This is a genomic window from Pseudoalteromonas rubra, assembly GCF_005886805.2.
GTDB lineage: Bacteria > Pseudomonadota > Gammaproteobacteria > Enterobacterales > Alteromonadaceae > Pseudoalteromonas > Pseudoalteromonas rubra_D.
Map to the genome: position 1 here is coordinate 1,568,595 of NZ_CP045429.1, position 14,942 is coordinate 1,583,536.

The 14,942-nt window shown below is 47.3% G+C and carries 19 protein-coding genes; 11 read left to right on the top strand and 8 right to left on the bottom strand.

All coding sequences use genetic code 11. The features are described 5' to 3' along the window. Position 1: 1 nt before the first annotated feature. The 10 genes from CWC22_RS06670 (at position 2) to CWC22_RS06715 (ending at position 8,750) form a co-directional block, all read left to right on the top strand. Entirely contained in the window at positions 2-736 is a 735-nt protein-coding gene (locus CWC22_RS06670) for an RNA polymerase sigma factor FliA (protein ID WP_010385694.1), read from the top strand. A 43-nt stretch (positions 737-779) separates the two neighbouring features. Beyond that, entirely contained in the window at positions 780-1,163 is a 384-nt protein-coding gene (gene cheY / locus CWC22_RS06675; RefSeq protein WP_010385696.1) for a chemotaxis response regulator CheY, read from the top strand. 19 nt (positions 1,164-1,182) lie between these two features. Further along, entirely contained in the window at positions 1,183-1,953 is a 771-nt protein-coding gene (locus tag CWC22_RS06680) for a protein phosphatase CheZ (RefSeq protein ID WP_010385698.1), read from the top strand. 15 nt (positions 1,954-1,968) lie between these two features. After that, on the top strand, positions 1,969-4,212 hold the full coding sequence (locus CWC22_RS06685; RefSeq protein WP_138538175.1) for a chemotaxis protein CheA: 2,244 nt from the start codon (positions 1,969-1,971) through the stop codon (positions 4,210-4,212). 80 nt (positions 4,213-4,292) lie between these two features. Next, on the top strand, positions 4,293-5,450 hold the full coding sequence (locus tag CWC22_RS06690) for a protein-glutamate methylesterase/protein-glutamine glutaminase (protein ID WP_138538176.1): 1,158 nt from the start codon (positions 4,293-4,295) through the stop codon (positions 5,448-5,450). A 53-nt stretch (positions 5,451-5,503) separates the two neighbouring features. Next, on the top strand, positions 5,504-6,289 hold the full coding sequence (locus tag CWC22_RS06695; RefSeq protein WP_010385703.1) for a ParA family protein: 786 nt from the start codon (positions 5,504-5,506) through the stop codon (positions 6,287-6,289). Then, the gene (locus tag CWC22_RS06700) at positions 6,282-7,094 is read left to right on the top strand and encodes a chemotaxis protein CheW (protein ID WP_138538177.1); all 813 of its coding nucleotides are present in this window, start codon (positions 6,282-6,284) and stop codon (positions 7,092-7,094) included. The genes CWC22_RS06695 and CWC22_RS06700 overlap by 8 nt, the downstream gene beginning before the upstream one ends. A gap of 24 nt (positions 7,095-7,118) precedes the next feature. Continuing rightward, positions 7,119-7,616, top strand: a complete 498-nt coding sequence (locus CWC22_RS06705; RefSeq protein WP_010385708.1) for a chemotaxis protein CheW — start codon at positions 7,119-7,121, stop codon at positions 7,614-7,616. 27 nt (positions 7,617-7,643) lie between these two features. Next, the gene (locus CWC22_RS06710) at positions 7,644-8,045 is read left to right on the top strand and encodes a DUF2802 domain-containing protein (protein WP_416365153.1); all 402 of its coding nucleotides are present in this window, start codon (positions 7,644-7,646) and stop codon (positions 8,043-8,045) included. 336 nt (positions 8,046-8,381) lie between these two features. Then, entirely contained in the window at positions 8,382-8,750 is a 369-nt protein-coding gene (locus tag CWC22_RS06715; protein ID WP_195879858.1) for a hypothetical protein, read from the top strand. A 110-nt stretch (positions 8,751-8,860) separates the two neighbouring features. Here the strand turns inward: CWC22_RS06715 and CWC22_RS06720 are convergent, their stop codons facing one another. Both CWC22_RS06720 and CWC22_RS06725 read right to left on the bottom strand, forming a co-directional pair. Further along, positions 8,861-9,721, bottom strand: a complete 861-nt coding sequence (locus tag CWC22_RS06720) for a response regulator (protein ID WP_138538957.1) — start codon at positions 9,719-9,721, stop codon at positions 8,861-8,863. Between the two features lie 5 nt (positions 9,722-9,726). Next, complete coding sequence (locus CWC22_RS06725; protein ID WP_171045106.1) at positions 9,727-10,668, bottom strand: sensor histidine kinase; 942 nt, start codon at positions 10,666-10,668, stop codon at positions 9,727-9,729. 124 nt (positions 10,669-10,792) lie between these two features. Here CWC22_RS06725 and CWC22_RS24540 point away from each other — a divergent pair, with 124 nt between their 5' ends. Next, on the top strand, positions 10,793-10,915 hold the full coding sequence (locus CWC22_RS24540) for a hypothetical protein (protein ID WP_268253661.1): 123 nt from the start codon (positions 10,793-10,795) through the stop codon (positions 10,913-10,915). Here CWC22_RS24540 and CWC22_RS24545 read toward each other — a convergent pair. The 6 genes from CWC22_RS24545 to CWC22_RS06750 form a co-directional block, all read right to left on the bottom strand. Then, positions 10,912-11,046 carry a hypothetical protein gene (locus CWC22_RS24545; RefSeq protein ID WP_268253662.1) on the bottom strand — a complete coding sequence of 45 codons (135 nt, stop codon included), beginning with the start codon at positions 11,044-11,046 and terminating at the stop codon, positions 10,912-10,914. The genes CWC22_RS24540 and CWC22_RS24545 overlap by 4 nt on opposite strands. Positions 11,047-11,143: 97 nt before the next feature. Beyond that, positions 11,144-11,317 (bottom strand): hypothetical protein, encoded by a 174-nt coding sequence (locus tag CWC22_RS06730; RefSeq protein ID WP_171045107.1) that lies wholly within the window; start codon positions 11,315-11,317, stop codon positions 11,144-11,146. A gap of 162 nt (positions 11,318-11,479) precedes the next feature. Further along, on the bottom strand, positions 11,480-11,836 hold the full coding sequence (locus CWC22_RS06735; RefSeq protein WP_138538959.1) for a hypothetical protein: 357 nt from the start codon (positions 11,834-11,836) through the stop codon (positions 11,480-11,482). A gap of 76 nt (positions 11,837-11,912) precedes the next feature. Beyond that, positions 11,913-12,290: a hypothetical protein gene (locus CWC22_RS06740; RefSeq protein ID WP_138538960.1), complete on the bottom strand. Its 378-nt coding sequence runs from the start codon at positions 12,288-12,290 to the stop codon at positions 11,913-11,915. A 238-nt stretch (positions 12,291-12,528) separates the two neighbouring features. Then, positions 12,529-12,825 carry an EscU/YscU/HrcU family type III secretion system export apparatus switch protein gene (locus CWC22_RS06745; RefSeq protein WP_010385716.1) on the bottom strand — a complete coding sequence of 99 codons (297 nt, stop codon included), beginning with the start codon at positions 12,823-12,825 and terminating at the stop codon, positions 12,529-12,531. 110 nt (positions 12,826-12,935) lie between these two features. Continuing rightward, positions 12,936-14,897 carry an amidohydrolase gene (locus tag CWC22_RS06750; RefSeq protein ID WP_138538961.1) on the bottom strand — a complete coding sequence of 654 codons (1,962 nt, stop codon included), beginning with the start codon at positions 14,895-14,897 and terminating at the stop codon, positions 12,936-12,938. Between the last annotated feature and the right edge of the window lie 45 nt (positions 14,898-14,942).

The following is a 14,942-nucleotide window of genomic DNA, read 5'->3' on the forward strand; positions in this document are numbered from 1 at the left end:
GATGGCTTCACCGGTCAACCGCATGGCGGGATATAAAACGACAGACCACCTGCATAAGGTGGTGGAACGTCATACGCCTTTAGTTAAAAAGGTGGCCTGTCATTTGTTAGCCAGATTACCAGCTAGTGTTCAGCTCGATGATTTAGTCCAGTCAGGTATGATTGGACTGATCGAAGCCTGCAAAAATTTTGACGCGAGCAAAGGGGCAAGTTTTGAAACCTTTGCAGGAATTCGAATTCGTGGCGCAATGATTGATGAGATCCGCCGTGGAGACTGGGCGCCCCGCTCGGTACACAAAAACGGTCGCATGGTTGCTGAGGCCATTGCTGAGCTAGAAGCACAGCTTGGGCGAGAACCAAAAGATACTGAAATCGCTGAAAAACTTGATATTACGCTAGATGAGTACCATCATATTTTACATGATGTCAATGCAAGTAAAGTGATCGGCATCGAAGACTTGGGGGTAGATGAAGACGTAATTTCTCCCGCAGGCAACGATTTTGCGCTAGACAAACCATTCAATAATGTTAAAAATGAGCGCTTTAACGAATCGTTAGTCAATGCGATCAAGACTTTACCTGAGCGCGATGCTTTGGTGTTGTCTTTGTATTATAACGATGAGATGAATTTAAAAGAGATTGGTGCGATCTTAGAGGTCAGCGAATCTCGAGTGAGTCAGATTCACGGTCAAGCAATGATCAAGCTTCGTGCGAAGATCAATGACTGGATCAATTAGAGTTAGTTTTACAATATAGGTTCAAACCTCACCGGAGGAAGTTTTGGATAAGAACATGAAAATTCTCGTGGTTGATGATTTTTCTACGATGAGAAGAATAATCAAAAACCTGCTAAGAGACTTAGGCTTTACCAATGTTCAAGAGGCTGATGATGGCAGTACGGCACTTCCAATGTTGCAAAATCAGGAATTCGACTTCGTCGTAACTGACTGGAATATGCCAGGCATGCAAGGTATCGATTTGCTTCGTGCAATTCGTGCTGATGATAAGCTTAAACACATCCCAGTACTCATGGTTACAGCGGAAGCGAAAAAAGAACAAATCGTAGCTGCTGCCCAAGCTGGAGTTAATGGTTATATCGTTAAACCGTTTACGGCAGGTACCCTGAAAACCAAACTAGAAAAAGTGTTCGAACGTTTAGGCTAGTATTGATAAGGGTAGGCTTATGTCAACATCTTCTGTGCCACAGATAACTCTGGAACAGGCTAAACTGCTCGTTGAATACCTTGAACAAGGTGAGCAGGAAAAGGCTGATGAGATATTAATTGAGGCCACCAATAAAGAACAATCAGAGCTTTTTGCTGAAGTGGGCAAGCTAACTCGACAACTTCATGAATCGTTGAAGAACTTTGAGTTAGATACCCGTTTATCTGATCTCACGACAGAAGCCATTCCAGATGCCAAGCAGCGCCTTAATTACGTCATGGAGATGACCGAAAGCGCTGCCAATAAAACCATGGATGCCGTAGAAGCAAGTCTTCCCTTAGCCCAAGAACTAGCCGATGAACTCTCTGAAATTAAGCCCACCTGGGACAGATTAATGAGCCGGGATATCCAGCTTGGAGAGTTCAAATCCTTGTGCCACGATCTTGACAGTTTTATGCAGTCGTCAAAAGGCCGTACAGATGAATTACAAAATCTGATGACCAATGTGTTGATGGCACAAGATTATCAAGATTTAACCGGACAGGTTATCCGGCGTGTCATTGAGTTGGTTCGTGAAGTTGAAGACAGCCTAATTCACTTGTTGACCGTATTCGGCAGCGCAGATGAAAGTCAACAAACTGCAGCCCAGCCACAGGCACAAACTAAAGCCCCCGCCGTTACTGATGAGTTATCAGGTCCTGAGGGTCCAATTTTGGACGCTGAGTCTCGAGATGATGTCGTATCCGGGCAGGATGAAGTTGATGACCTGTTGTCTAGTTTGGGCTTCTAATAGGAGAGTATGCGAATGAGCTTTGAAGTCGATGAAGATATCTTACAAGACTTTCTTGTTGAAGCTGGGGAAATACTCGAACTGTTATCTGAGCAGCTTGTCGAACTAGAAAACAACCCGGAAGATAAAGAGCTGTTAAATGCGATTTTCCGTGGTTTCCATACCGTTAAAGGGGGCGCAGGCTTCCTTAGCATGACTGAGCTGGTAGATGCTTGTCACGGTGCGGAAAACGTGTTTGATGTCCTGCGTCAGGGGCAGCGTCAGGTAACACCAGAATTGATGGATGTGATTTTACAATCACTCGATACCATCAATGAAATGTTCTCGTGTATTCAAAACAGAGAGCAACCAGACCCCGCTGATCCACACTTACTGGAAGTTTTACATCAGCTCAGTCAGCCACAGTCAGAAGACGAAGTGATTGATGCACCCGCTGCAGCAGAGCCTGAGCCTGAACCGGTTGTGGCGACACCCAGTGCTGATGATGTGCTGTTCGATGCGCCAGCAGATCCTGTTGATGAACCTGCAAGTGACGGTGCTGACAGCATAGACGAGATTTCTGAAGAAGAATTTGAGAGCTTGCTCGATGAGTTACATGGCTCAGGTAATGGACCCTCAGTCGCATCGCAAGAACCTGCCGCACCGAGTGCAACACCGGCTCCATCAAGCAGCGATGATGGCGACATTACCGATGATGAATTTGACAGCTTGCTTGATGAGTTGCACGGAGTCGGAAAATTTGGTGCGACACCAGAACAAGCGCCAGCTGAGCAGCCTAAGGCGCCGACCCAACCTGCAGCGTCAGAGCCGCCGAAAGCATCTGGCGGTGATGACGATGAAATCAATGATGACGAATTTGAAGCTTTACTGGATGAGTTGCACGGAAAAGGGCAAGCACCAAAATCAACGGAAGAGGAAGTAGCAGCAGCGCCGAAAGAAGCGCCCAAAGCACCTCCTAAACCTGAGCCTAAACCAGCTGCACCTGCGGCTAAGGCGCCCGCACCTGCTGCCAAACCGGCACCTGCTAAACCAGCAGCTGAGAGCAAGCCTGCGGCCGACAATAAAGCCGCCGCGAAAAAACCAGCAGCACAGGCAGAAACAACCGTTCGGGTTGATACTAAGCGCCTGGATGAGATCATGAATATGGTCGGTGAGCTGGTATTGGTGCGTAACCGGTTGGTTAGCTTAGCCAATAACTCTAACAGCGAAGCCATGGGTAAAGCCATTTCCAACCTCGATGTGGTGACCGCAGACCTTCAGGGCGCGGTGATGAAAACCCGGATGCAGCCAATCAAGAAAGTGTTTGGTCGTTTCCCTCGAGTGGTTCGGGACTTGGCTCGTAGCCTTAAGAAAGACATTAGCCTGGTGCTGGAAGGGGAAGACACCGATCTGGATAAAAACCTGGTAGAAGCCCTTGCGGATCCTTTGGTTCACTTGGTTCGTAACTCAGTGGACCATGGTATTGAAATGCCGGATGTTCGTGAAGCTGCAGGTAAATCAAGAACCGGTACTGTGACCTTATCTGCTTCTCAGGAAGGTGATCATATTCTGCTGACTATTCGTGATGATGGTGCAGGTATGGACCCGGAGAAGTTGAAGAAGATTGCGATAAGCAAAGGGGTTATTGATTCTGACCAGGCAAGTCGCTTGTCAGATAATGAAGCCTACAATCTGATCTTCGCACCAGGTTTCTCAACCAAAGAACAAATTTCTGACATCTCTGGCCGAGGTGTTGGTATGGACGTGGTCAAAACTAAAATCACCCAATTAAATGGTTCCGTCAACATTCAGTCAGAGCTGGGTGTGGGTACCATACTGGAAATTAAAGTGCCACTGACATTGGCCATTCTGCCAACACTGATGGTGATGATTGGTCAGCAAACATTTGCACTGCCGCTGGCTGGGGTAAGTGAAATATTCCACCTTGATTTGACCAAGACCAACGTGGTTGATGGTCAATTGACTATCATAGTGCGTGAAAAAGCAATTCCACTGTTTTATCTGGAGCACTGGTTAGTAAAAGGTGCTGACAGAGGCGCCCGGAAAGCAGAAGGGCACGTGGTAATCGTCCAGATGGGTACTAAGCAAGTAGGCTTTGTGGTTGACTCTCTGATAGGCCAGGAAGAGGTGGTGATTAAGCCGCTTGATGCCTTATTGCAAGGTACTCCGGGTATGGCTGGTGCGACTATCACATCTGATGGTGGCATCGCGCTGATTCTGGACGTCCCCAGCATGTTAAAATATTACGCCGGCAAGTAAATTCCCGGCGCATTTATACCGACAAAGTGGTGTCAAAGACACCACTTTTCGGATCTGTAACGAATAAAAGAGCAATGCCAATGGCAGTTAAAGTATTAGTTGTAGATGACTCGAGCTTCTTTCGTCGTCGAGTGAGTGAAATACTAGAAAAAGATCCTGAAATCAAAGTGATTGACTTTGCGGTAAATGGTCAGGAAGCGGTTGATAAAGCTGCTAAACTGAGGCCAGACGTCATCACAATGGACGTGGAAATGCCGGTAATGGATGGGATTAGCGCAGTAAAGCAGATAATGCAGAGTTCCCCCACTCCCATTCTGATGTTTTCGTCATTGACCCGTGAAGGAGCCAGCGCGACGTTAGACGCGCTGGATGCCGGTGCGGTCGATTTCTTACCGAAGAAGTTTGAAGATATTGCCCGTAACAGTGAAGAAGCTATCCGCTCTTTACAGAATAAAGTCAAAGAAATTGGCCGACGTCGTGTGAGCCGCTTTACCCGACCTATTAGTTCGTCATCAGCGCCTGCACCAACACGTAGCGCGCCAAGTGCATCTTCAGGCCTGCGTCCTGCTGCTAAGCCAATTGCACAACCAGATCGAACTTTTTCACGTCCTGCATCAGACACACCAAGTTCAGGTGCGTCGTTCAAAGCGTCTGGCAAAAAGTATCAAATTGTTGCTATCGGTACATCTACCGGTGGCCCGGTTGCACTGCAAACCATTTTAACTCAGTTGCCTGCAAATTTTCCGCACCCTATCTTATTGATCCAGCATATGCCAGCAGCATTTACGCCAGCGTTTGCGCAACGTCTGAATAGTCTGTGCAAAATCAAAGTAAAAGAAGCGGAGCAGGGGGATCGTTTGCAACCAGGTGTCGCTTATTTGGCGCCGGGAGGCCAGCAGATGTTGGTTGAAGCCAGAGGCGGTAGTAAAACCTTAAAGGTGTTTGAGGATGACAGCCCTCGTATTACCTATAAACCCAGTGTAGATGTTACTTTTGCCAGTACAGCCAAAGCATATAACGGAGATGTGCTCGCGGTGATACTGACTGGTATGGGTGCGGATGGGCGAGACGGTGCCAGAATGTTGAAACAAAACGGTGCGACTATCTGGGCACAGGATGAAAAAACCTGTGTGGTGTACGGCATGCCACAAGCTGTTGCAAGCGCGGGGATTTCAACTGAAGATATCGCTTTGCAGGATGTCGCACTGAGAATAAACAAAGAAATAGGCTGCGCATAATTGATGTTAGCCTGAATGCGATCTGTGTTTGGCCGAAGGAATAAAAAAATAACGTGAAAATCTGGACGGTAGCGAACCAAAAAGGCGGGGTGGGTAAAACCACCACCACAGTTAGTCTCGGCGGGATCCTGGCGCTCCAGGGGAAACGTGTATTATTGATAGACACAGATCCGCATGCCTCATTAACATACTACTTTGGCATTGATTCGGAAGAGTTAGAAGTCAGTGTGTACGATATTTTCATTCGCGGTTCAAATATGGCCAGCGAAGAAATTCTTCAGGCTCTTTGTCCTTCAACTATCGAGAATCTCGACATATTACCGGCGACTATGGCTATTGCGACACTGGATCGCAGCATGGGCAATCGCTCGGGGATGGGGCTCATTCTGAAAAAGGCGCTTGCCAAGATCAGTGAGCATTATGACTATGCCATTTTGGATTGCCCGCCTGTACTTGGTGTGCTTATGGTGAATGCTCTCGCTGCAAGCGAGCGTATTCTCATCCCGGTACAAACAGAGTTTCTGGCATTGAAAGGGCTGGATCGTATGATGCGGACAATGTCATTAATGCAAAGTTCGCATTCCAAGCAATATCAATATACTATAGTGCCAACTATGTATGATAAGCGCACTAAAGCATCTCTCGAAGCCTATAAGTCTTTGGTAGAGACTTATCAGGATAAAGTTTGGCCTGGTGTGATCCCGGTTGATACCAAGTTCAGAGATGCTAGTTTAGCGCAGCAAGTGCCGGTGCAGTATTGCCCTAAATCGCGTGGCGTCTATGCATATCGTGCCTTATTAGAACACCTTGCAGAAGTTGATAGAGGTAGTAATGAGTAAGCATCTGTTTGCCAATGAACAGGTCATGAAACAGTATCTGGGTGCCTTGTTACGCGAAGAAGAGGAAGATGAAGTCGCGCTTGCACCTGTGGCTAAATTGTTGGAGTCTGTGCCTGAAGCACAGGAAGACAATGCCGCAGCTCCCAGTGTTGTTGAGCGCTCAGAGACTGCTCATACTGAAACACTCGCGGAGCAACCCATTGCTCAACCTCCGACTGAACCCGTTGTTGAGCAGGAAACCGCTCAGGACGTGCAGGTAATTACCCCTGCCGGTGATCTTGAGATAACTGAAAATACTACTATTATCAAAGAAGAAGCTGAGCAGGCTGTGCCAGCTCGCGCGCGTGATGCTTATCTAGAAAATGAATTTCAGGCGCTGTTTTTCGAAGTAGCAGGGCTTACTTTGGCTGTGCCATTGAAGTCACTGGGTGGTATACATCAGCTTACTGAAGTTAATCAATTGTTTGGTAAGCCAAAATGGTTTAAAGGTGTGATGCTTAACCGGGAAGAAAAACTCAATGTGGTGGATACAGCCCGTTGGGTGATGCCGGAAAAATTCACGCCTGAGCTGGAAGAGAACCTGGACTACCAGTACTTGATCATGCTGGGCGATAGTCAGTGGGGTTTGTTAGCCGAAAATCTGGTCAATAATATTACGTTGAAGCCAGAAGATGTGAAATGGCGAACAGCCGATGGGAAAAGGCCATGGCTGGCGGGCGTCATTAAAGAAAAAATGTGCGCACTGATAGATGTTGAGAATTTAAATCGATTGCTAGAGCATGGCCTCGATAGCCGAGAGCAGTAGCTAGCATCTAACTGGAGTAAAATCATGAGTCAAGAGAGAATACTTTCGGCTGATAAAAATGCAGATAGTAATGATGAAGTCCTTCAGTGGGTTACCTATAAGCTAGAGGATGAAACCTACGGCATTAACGTAATGCAGGTGCAGGAAGTATTACGCTATACCGAGATTGCCCCTGTACCAGGTGCACCAACCTATGTGCTTGGTATCATCAATCTACGTGGTAATGTTGTGACTGTCATCGATACCCGCTCTCGTTTTGGGCTACCAAGCTCTGAGGTCACAGACAACTCTCGTATCGTGATCATCGAGGCAGAAAAGCAAGTTGTTGGTATTCTGGTCGACAGTGTTGCTGAGGTAGTGTATCTGCGCAGCTCTGAGATTGACAGTGCACCAAATATTGGCACAGAAGAAAGCGCTAAATTCATTCAGGGTGTTTCCAACCGTGAAGGTGAGCTGCTGATCCTGGTTGATTTAAATAAACTACTCAGTGATGATGAGTGGGATGAGTTGAGCCATATTTAACCCGTGCAAGCAGTAACCCAAAACGAGATTTTATTGCTCCTAGTAATCGCCTCAAGCCTGCTGTGTTTAGTGTGCTTGGGGTTTATTTTTGCGCTAAGCAAAAAAGTACAAAAGCAAAATAACGAACATGGTAAGTTGCTTCAGCATCTCAAGCGCGAAAATGAACAAGTTGCTATCCTACGTAGCGAAATAGCAGAAGTTCGCGCCAGTGTCCTGAGTATTGGTAAGCGTCTGGTTGCCTGTGAAAATTATGCCAAGGATCTTGCCCAGCAACAGGCCGCTCAAAAGTATGACGATCCTGATGCGAAGATTTATTCCCGCGCAGTCAAGATGGTCGAACTGGGCGCCGACATCGAAGAGATAATGCGAGAGTGTGAACTGCCTCGCGCTGAAGCAGAATTGTTGATGTCCCTACATAACAAACAATGAGATGGTTGCTCATTGTCAGCCAACGACGAACCGGGATGAATAAACCGGCTGTGCGTTGGCTGCCTTTCCTCAGGCTGAGAAGGCCTTAAACGTTTTACTGATAAACAGATCTTTTTGTTTAATATTAACCAATGCCTTACAGGTTGACACCATAAAGGGCAATTGCACCACTCCGGTTTTCTGTCCAGTGGGGCACTAACGCCATAAACGAGTGGCGTTTATTGGGTTTGACTTGTTTGCTGCGATATTGGTGTGTGATCAAGTCTGCCTGCTACTTGCCTTGCTCAACCGCCAGGTAGCCTGGTTTGGTTTCGCCAACATCTGCAATGTCGCCTAGTGCAAACGTATATTGACAGTTATGGTATGCCGACTGCCGACTGCCGACTGCCGACTGCCGACTGCCGACTGCCGACTGCCGACTGCCGACTGCCGACTGCCGACACATTGCACCAACACAAATTTATCGCGCTGAATGAGCGACTGGCACATTTACCCTGGAACGAGTGGATCAATATGCATGCAGCAGTCGAAAATATCTCATTTACCAGCTCGGCTGCGCAGATTATCACGGCTGCATTACACCAGAGCTTGGGTATCTCAGTATCCACGGTACAGGCAATTGCAAAGTACGAGCAGTTGATCGTGCTTGGCTTACATGACCCCGGACACTGGATTGTTGGTTGCTTGTACACAGGGATATCCTGAATATCCTCAAAGTGCGTAAGTTTATTGATCTGATTAAAGAGAGCCCGGCACCAGACGGTTCCTTGCTGGGCTAAACTGGGCTCATATATTCAGAATGGACTTCACAGCGCTTAAGGGCGCTCGGATTGCAGATGAAACTGGCTAGGCGCGACGCCATATTGTGCTTTAAAACACAGACTAAAGTAGCTTTGCGACGAAAAACCGCATTCAAAGGCAACCTGAGTCACACTCATACCACTTGCAAGCATTTCGGCGCCTTTATTGAGCCTGAATTTTTTGACGTAATCAGAAAAAGTTTGTCCTAACAGGGCTTTGAACTTTCTTTGTAGCTGTCGCTCACTCATGGCAACCGTGGGCAGAAGTGATTTGATTGTTAAGCTTTGCTCTGCAAAATGCGCAGTCATCCAGTGCTCCAGTTGGTCGATAAACTGAGCATCTTTGCTGCTGATCCCGGCGTATCTTTCACTGTGTGTTATGTTGGCGGCCAGAGCGCTGGGTTGTTCGCCCACTCTTTGACTGATTAGGCTGCGTATGTTGAGTAAGTTATGGATCCGGATTCGTAATCGCTCTGCGTTAAAAGGCTTACTCATAAATGCATCAATGTCCATTCTCCAGGCCAGTGTCTGACTGTCTTCGTCGCCCTTTGCTGTGAGCATGAGTATTGGGATATGACAGGTTGTGAGCTCTTCACGCAGTTTTTGTGCTAACTGAAATCCATCCACATTTGGCATCATTAGATCAGTTAAGAGGAGATCGGGCACATGTGTTTTTGCCAGGGCGAATCCGCTTTCTCCTTCACTGGCAAACAACACCTGGTATGTGCTGTGCAGGCAATCCGCTAGGTAAGCTCGCATATCAGGGTTGTCCTCGACAATCAGTATACTGGGCTGATGTTGTACATCTTCATGGGGGCATTGCGGCACACTGGGTGTGATTTGATGTTGCAGATTAGCTTGCTCCAGTGTAACCACATCGCTTATTTGCAGGGGTATTCTGTATTGGACATGTTGTTGCTCAGAGGGAAGGTGACGGTGAATTGCGTTCCCGAAACACCATCGCTACACACTGTGATGTGACCATGTGCGCGCTGCACCAAATCTTTGACGAGAGCAAGGCCAATGCCCGTGCCCGCAACTGTGTTAGCTAAATCTGTGTCGAGGTGCACAAAGCGTTCAAAAATACGGTGTTGATCCTGAGGCGCAATACCAATGCCGGCGTCGTTGACGCTAAGCTGCACGGTATTGTCGACCTGTTCACACCTGATCTGTATTTCGCTGTCAGGTTTTGAATATTTAATTGCATTAGATATCAAATTACAGAGGATGGCTTCAGCATCTTGTATTGGCATATCAATCAGGCAGTCGCTGTGCGTATGGCATTGAATGTCTATCTTCTCTTCCCTCGCCAGGGCGATAAAAGCAGTGGTTATTTGTTCTGCGATACTGTCTAGCGCCAGTGTATGCTTATCCTCAGGCAGGATGAAATCAGATTTGGTCAGCTCTAAGGTTTGTTCTACTAATCTTTGCAGGCGCTTTGCGTTGCTCAGGATTCTTGTCAGTGCTGCCTTTTCCGGTGTCTCAGAGCTTGTGATGATGGATTCAAGGGGGCCTGTTATAAGCGTTAACGGGGTTCTGAACTCATGGGAGATGTTGGCGAAAAAGGTGTTTTTCTTTGCAAGGGCTTCTTCGGTCAGCTGTACTTTCTCTGCTGCCATCTTGGCAATTTCTTGCTCTGCTGCCATCTTGGCAATTTCTTGCTCTGCTTCCATGGTGGCATTATAAAAATGAAAGCAGGTGAGGCCCAGTGCTATAAACGCAATGATCAGATTGGATACATGAATATAGGGCAGCAGTTCTGAATAGGCATACGTGTACTCAATGTCCTGAGCAAACAGGTAAAACGCAACAAATAGCCCCATACAAGACACCGTACAGGTGACTATTCCCCACAACGGAATTTTCCGGTAAAACAGGATAAAGGGGACTGCGGCCCATAAATAATGTTGGAATCCGGGTGCCAAACCCAGAAAGAGGACCACGATTGTGGAGTGGACAAGCACTTCGCCGACCATCAGCAATACGGCACCTGACGTGTTATTCGTGCGATTTAATCGCAGTGCAACATACCAGGCAATGGTGCTGCACACTTCCAGTGCAACCAGCTAGGGGATCGCCAGAATAATAAAATCGACTATCAGTAAGGCGTGTACAACCAGACCCAGTATACCCACCGCGTTGATGATGGTTTGCATCCGGGTATGACTTACGGTGATGAAGGGGTTCTGTGCAGCGTCCATAATGTCTCAGCGATGAAATTCAATAATTAAAAAATAACCCAGAATAACATAGCGCAAAAGTGTGTAACAAAACTGGAGTTCAGGCAAAGCTGCCCGATCATTCTGATGGCAAGGCTTTCACTGGCAAACGAGTATGCAGCATTGTGAGCTGTTTGTCGGCTTCTTCTCTCACCCAAAGGGTTAACCCATAGTTGGCCAGATAACTCAGGTGCTGTTCAATCTGAGGTGCATCCTTGATTTCCAGTAATCTAACTAATGCTTCCTCCTGCACATCTTCGTATTGTGATGTCAGATAAGGTATGAGCGCGTCGAGATGTTCAGGTTGCAGTACATTTTCCAGTGAGATCAGTAAATTTTCTTGTAACAGGGCATCAAGTGCTTGTGATTGGTTCAGAATCTTATTCGCATGCGCGAAGAGTAACTCTGGTTGTTTTTAGAGTAACGCTTGCTCGGTTAAGGTCAGTAAATCATATGGTTGTTCAGCGGAGGCGAAGCGTTTATTCAGCTCGTCTTTCAGATTTGTGAGCGACTGACTGATCAGCTGAGCAGACGGCACTGAAGCGAGTTGGGCTGTTTGTGGATCAAGCATGATGTTGGGTTGCTTAACCGTGTTTTTCTGATCCATAGGCACTGGTTGTTGAACAACAGGGTTGTCAATGGGCGGACGGACAACACTATGGCAAGTATGAGTGTTTGGTGTGATCGGTTGCGTGTCAGGCGTTACCCAGTAGAGTGCTATGAGTCCATGAATAACCAGACTCACTACGGCGATAAATGCGACTTTGCTCATCAGGAATACTTTGATTTGTTTTTAGTTGAGTGACACAGGGAAGCACATTGACGAGTCTGCCCTGTGTGGTTAGCTATTAGCACTGTGGCTCATTTTTACTCACGGAGACGTAAAAATAGTTTTGCATGTTACCATGTCGGGTAATGTCCAGTTTTAGCCATTTGCGTTTGCCAATCTTACCTTTACGGTAACTAAACCGTGTGTCCTGTACATCAAAGCGGCAGCGATTCGAGTCACATTTTAACTGCGCAGTTTCTCCAGACTTGACTTGTTTTTTACTGTGGGGTGAAAACATCGAGCTGTCTGAACTGTTGTAAGACGCCACTTGCACCCGCTCAATAGTTGTGCAGTTTTTGACTCTGAAACGTTTTGCTTCAGCCGGAGCTGAAATCGCCAGCGTACCCAAAGCGCCAATCACCAGCGCTGTGTTCATGAATAGTTTGATGTGTGACATGGTATTTTCCTCTACCGTTTTTGCTTTACGTGATATGTCCTGTGGGACGCAGCAAGATTATAAAAGCCGGGTAGCACGCGCATTCAATTGACCGACAAACTCAGTCAATGACACGACAGGAAGTGAAAAAATTATGATATATGTCAGGATTTTAAATGAAATGTCGTCAATTTATATGTGGTGCAGACGGGCCTAGAGCGAGGGCAAGGCGTGAGCATTTTGATATGTAATGGCATGCTCAGGCTTTGATATTCAATTTGCCCTGAAAGTGTTTCCAGCCTGGGGGAAATTTACCACGCAATACGTAGGAAAAAGCGATGAGCTCTGCAATCACATAATACAGTTCTTTGGGGATTTCTTCGTGTAGGTCGAGCTGACTGAGCGTCTGAACGAGCGTAGCATCTTCGTGGATCATGATGTCTTTTTCTTTGGCGAGTGCAATGATCTCTTCAGCCAGTTCGCCAAAGCCTTTACAGACCACTTCGGGTGACTTACCTGCTTCATATAATAAGCCAATGGCGGTTTTTTGTTCCATAGGGTTCAACTACATACACATCACTGTTATCAAAGTAGCATGTAACATGCGGGGAGGCCATTAGTTTACGAGCCCTTACCCGGATAAACGGCCGGATAAGGGCAAACAATTTAGCGCGGATAACACAGTCGGCCATTCACCCAGGTCTGATGAACTGGCACATCCCTCAGCCCTTCGGCGGGACGTGTTAAGGGATCTTCATCAAGTATCGTCAGATCGGCTTGTTTACCCACGACCAGCTCCCCAATCAGGTGATCCATATGACATTGCCAGGCGGCATCATAGGTTGCGGCACGCAGTGCCTGCGCCATAGTTGCACACTCCTGCTCATTGAGGATAGGTGGGTGACCATTTCGATAGGCCTCTTCCGGGGCGTCTTCCATCATGCGGGTTACCGCTTGTTCCATCATACGCAGTGGTCCAATAGGAGAGACAAAATGGTCACTGTGTAGGGTATAGCGAAGTGCGTGCTGGCTAGCGGAGGCTGTACGGTCCAGGTGTTCAACCACTGGCTGCTCAGGAAACACTTTACGCTTGAAAGTGTAACCCCAGTAACCCACATGCCCGATCAAGAAGCTCGGTGACAGCCCAAGGTATTCCATATCGGCTAAGTTTTGGTCACTCAGTAAAGAAGCGTGCTCGATACGGTGGCGTTTTTCTAGGCCTGATTTTTCCTGGTTGTTGAGTACATCACGATAAGCCAGGATGGTATTGTTTATGGCATGCGTTCCATTGGCGTGGATCATCAACGGCCAGCCCCGCTCGACTAATTCGGTCACAAGGACCCTGAATGGAGACTCTACTTCATGATCCGCTTCGCCTCCGGGCGGGTTGAAATTCCATACACCATTGGGGTAAGTGTCATTGATATTGCTGTCCGGGAATTGATACTTGGTAAGCTGATACCCGGTCAGACCCTGATTAGACCCATCACTGACGATTTTTGCATTAGCAATATTGAACCAGTCTGTATGGTAATGGGCAGGTTTGGTTGGGGTGATCTTAGTCCACTGATCGGGGCAGGTATAAAACAATGCACCGCCCAGTCGTAACTCGGCAAGGCCACTGGTGGCCATCTTGCTCAATATCTCCAGTTCCGCATTTTTTAAAGACGCACCGAGCGCGGCATCCCACATCAGGGTTACGCCCCTTGACAACGCGAGTTTAAAAATCTTTTGTAGATTACCAAATAGGTCCGTAAAACCTTTAGGGTGCTCCAAAAAGTACTGTTCCAGAGCAATTTTAATGACCGGACCTATCTCATCTGATTCCAGCAATATACCGTTTCCACTCGTGGATTGCTTGGTTGCATTCAGTGCATTGGTATTGACGTAAGCAACGTGGCCGGATGCATTCATAATAAAAATGCACAGGTCTTTTCTGCCAGCCTGATCATTGATTTTATCCAGGTCTTCTTTTGTGAAGTCCTGCCAGGGAGTTGGACTCACTGTTCCGTCAGCAGACGTTGTCGTAATGGGATTGAATTGACTGGGATCGACGCCAAAAGCTAACAGCCATTTACGGTTTTTTGGCAACTCCCGGGCGGCTTCAATCAAAGTCGTGCATACCGACTGTTTGTTGTAGTCCCTGCCTATCAGATATTGGTCGTCACCATCTCCGCCACTTTCAACCCCTTGTCTGAACGGTGCCAGCTGCACCCAGGCGTTAAAGGAGGCTGTCGGTGTCAGGTGGACATGGGGTTCTATCAGTCCGGGTAGTAGACACGCCCCCTGTAAGTCTTCCGGACCAGCGTCTGGGTACAGGCTTTGACATTGATCCCGACTGCCCGTGTGGACAATCTGACCATGCTTGATGACCACCGCTTCAACGGTCTTGGTTACATCGCCGTTTTCAAGTGTCCGGATGGTACCACCGAAAAAAATCTTGTGTTGCTGGGGTGGCCTGACAAACTTATTGGCAATGTAATCATCGATATAATGCTCTGCGGCAATCAGTAGTTTATCGAGATTGAAAACCCCTTTTTCTGATTGGCTGCTATCCCCTTGTACTGCATGACCAAACAGCTGGTAATTACAACAGGCGCAGCCAAGGTGCGGATGATGTGAAGACATAGCGTTCTCCTTTGCATATGTGATGTAGTGTTAGGCAAGTGAATT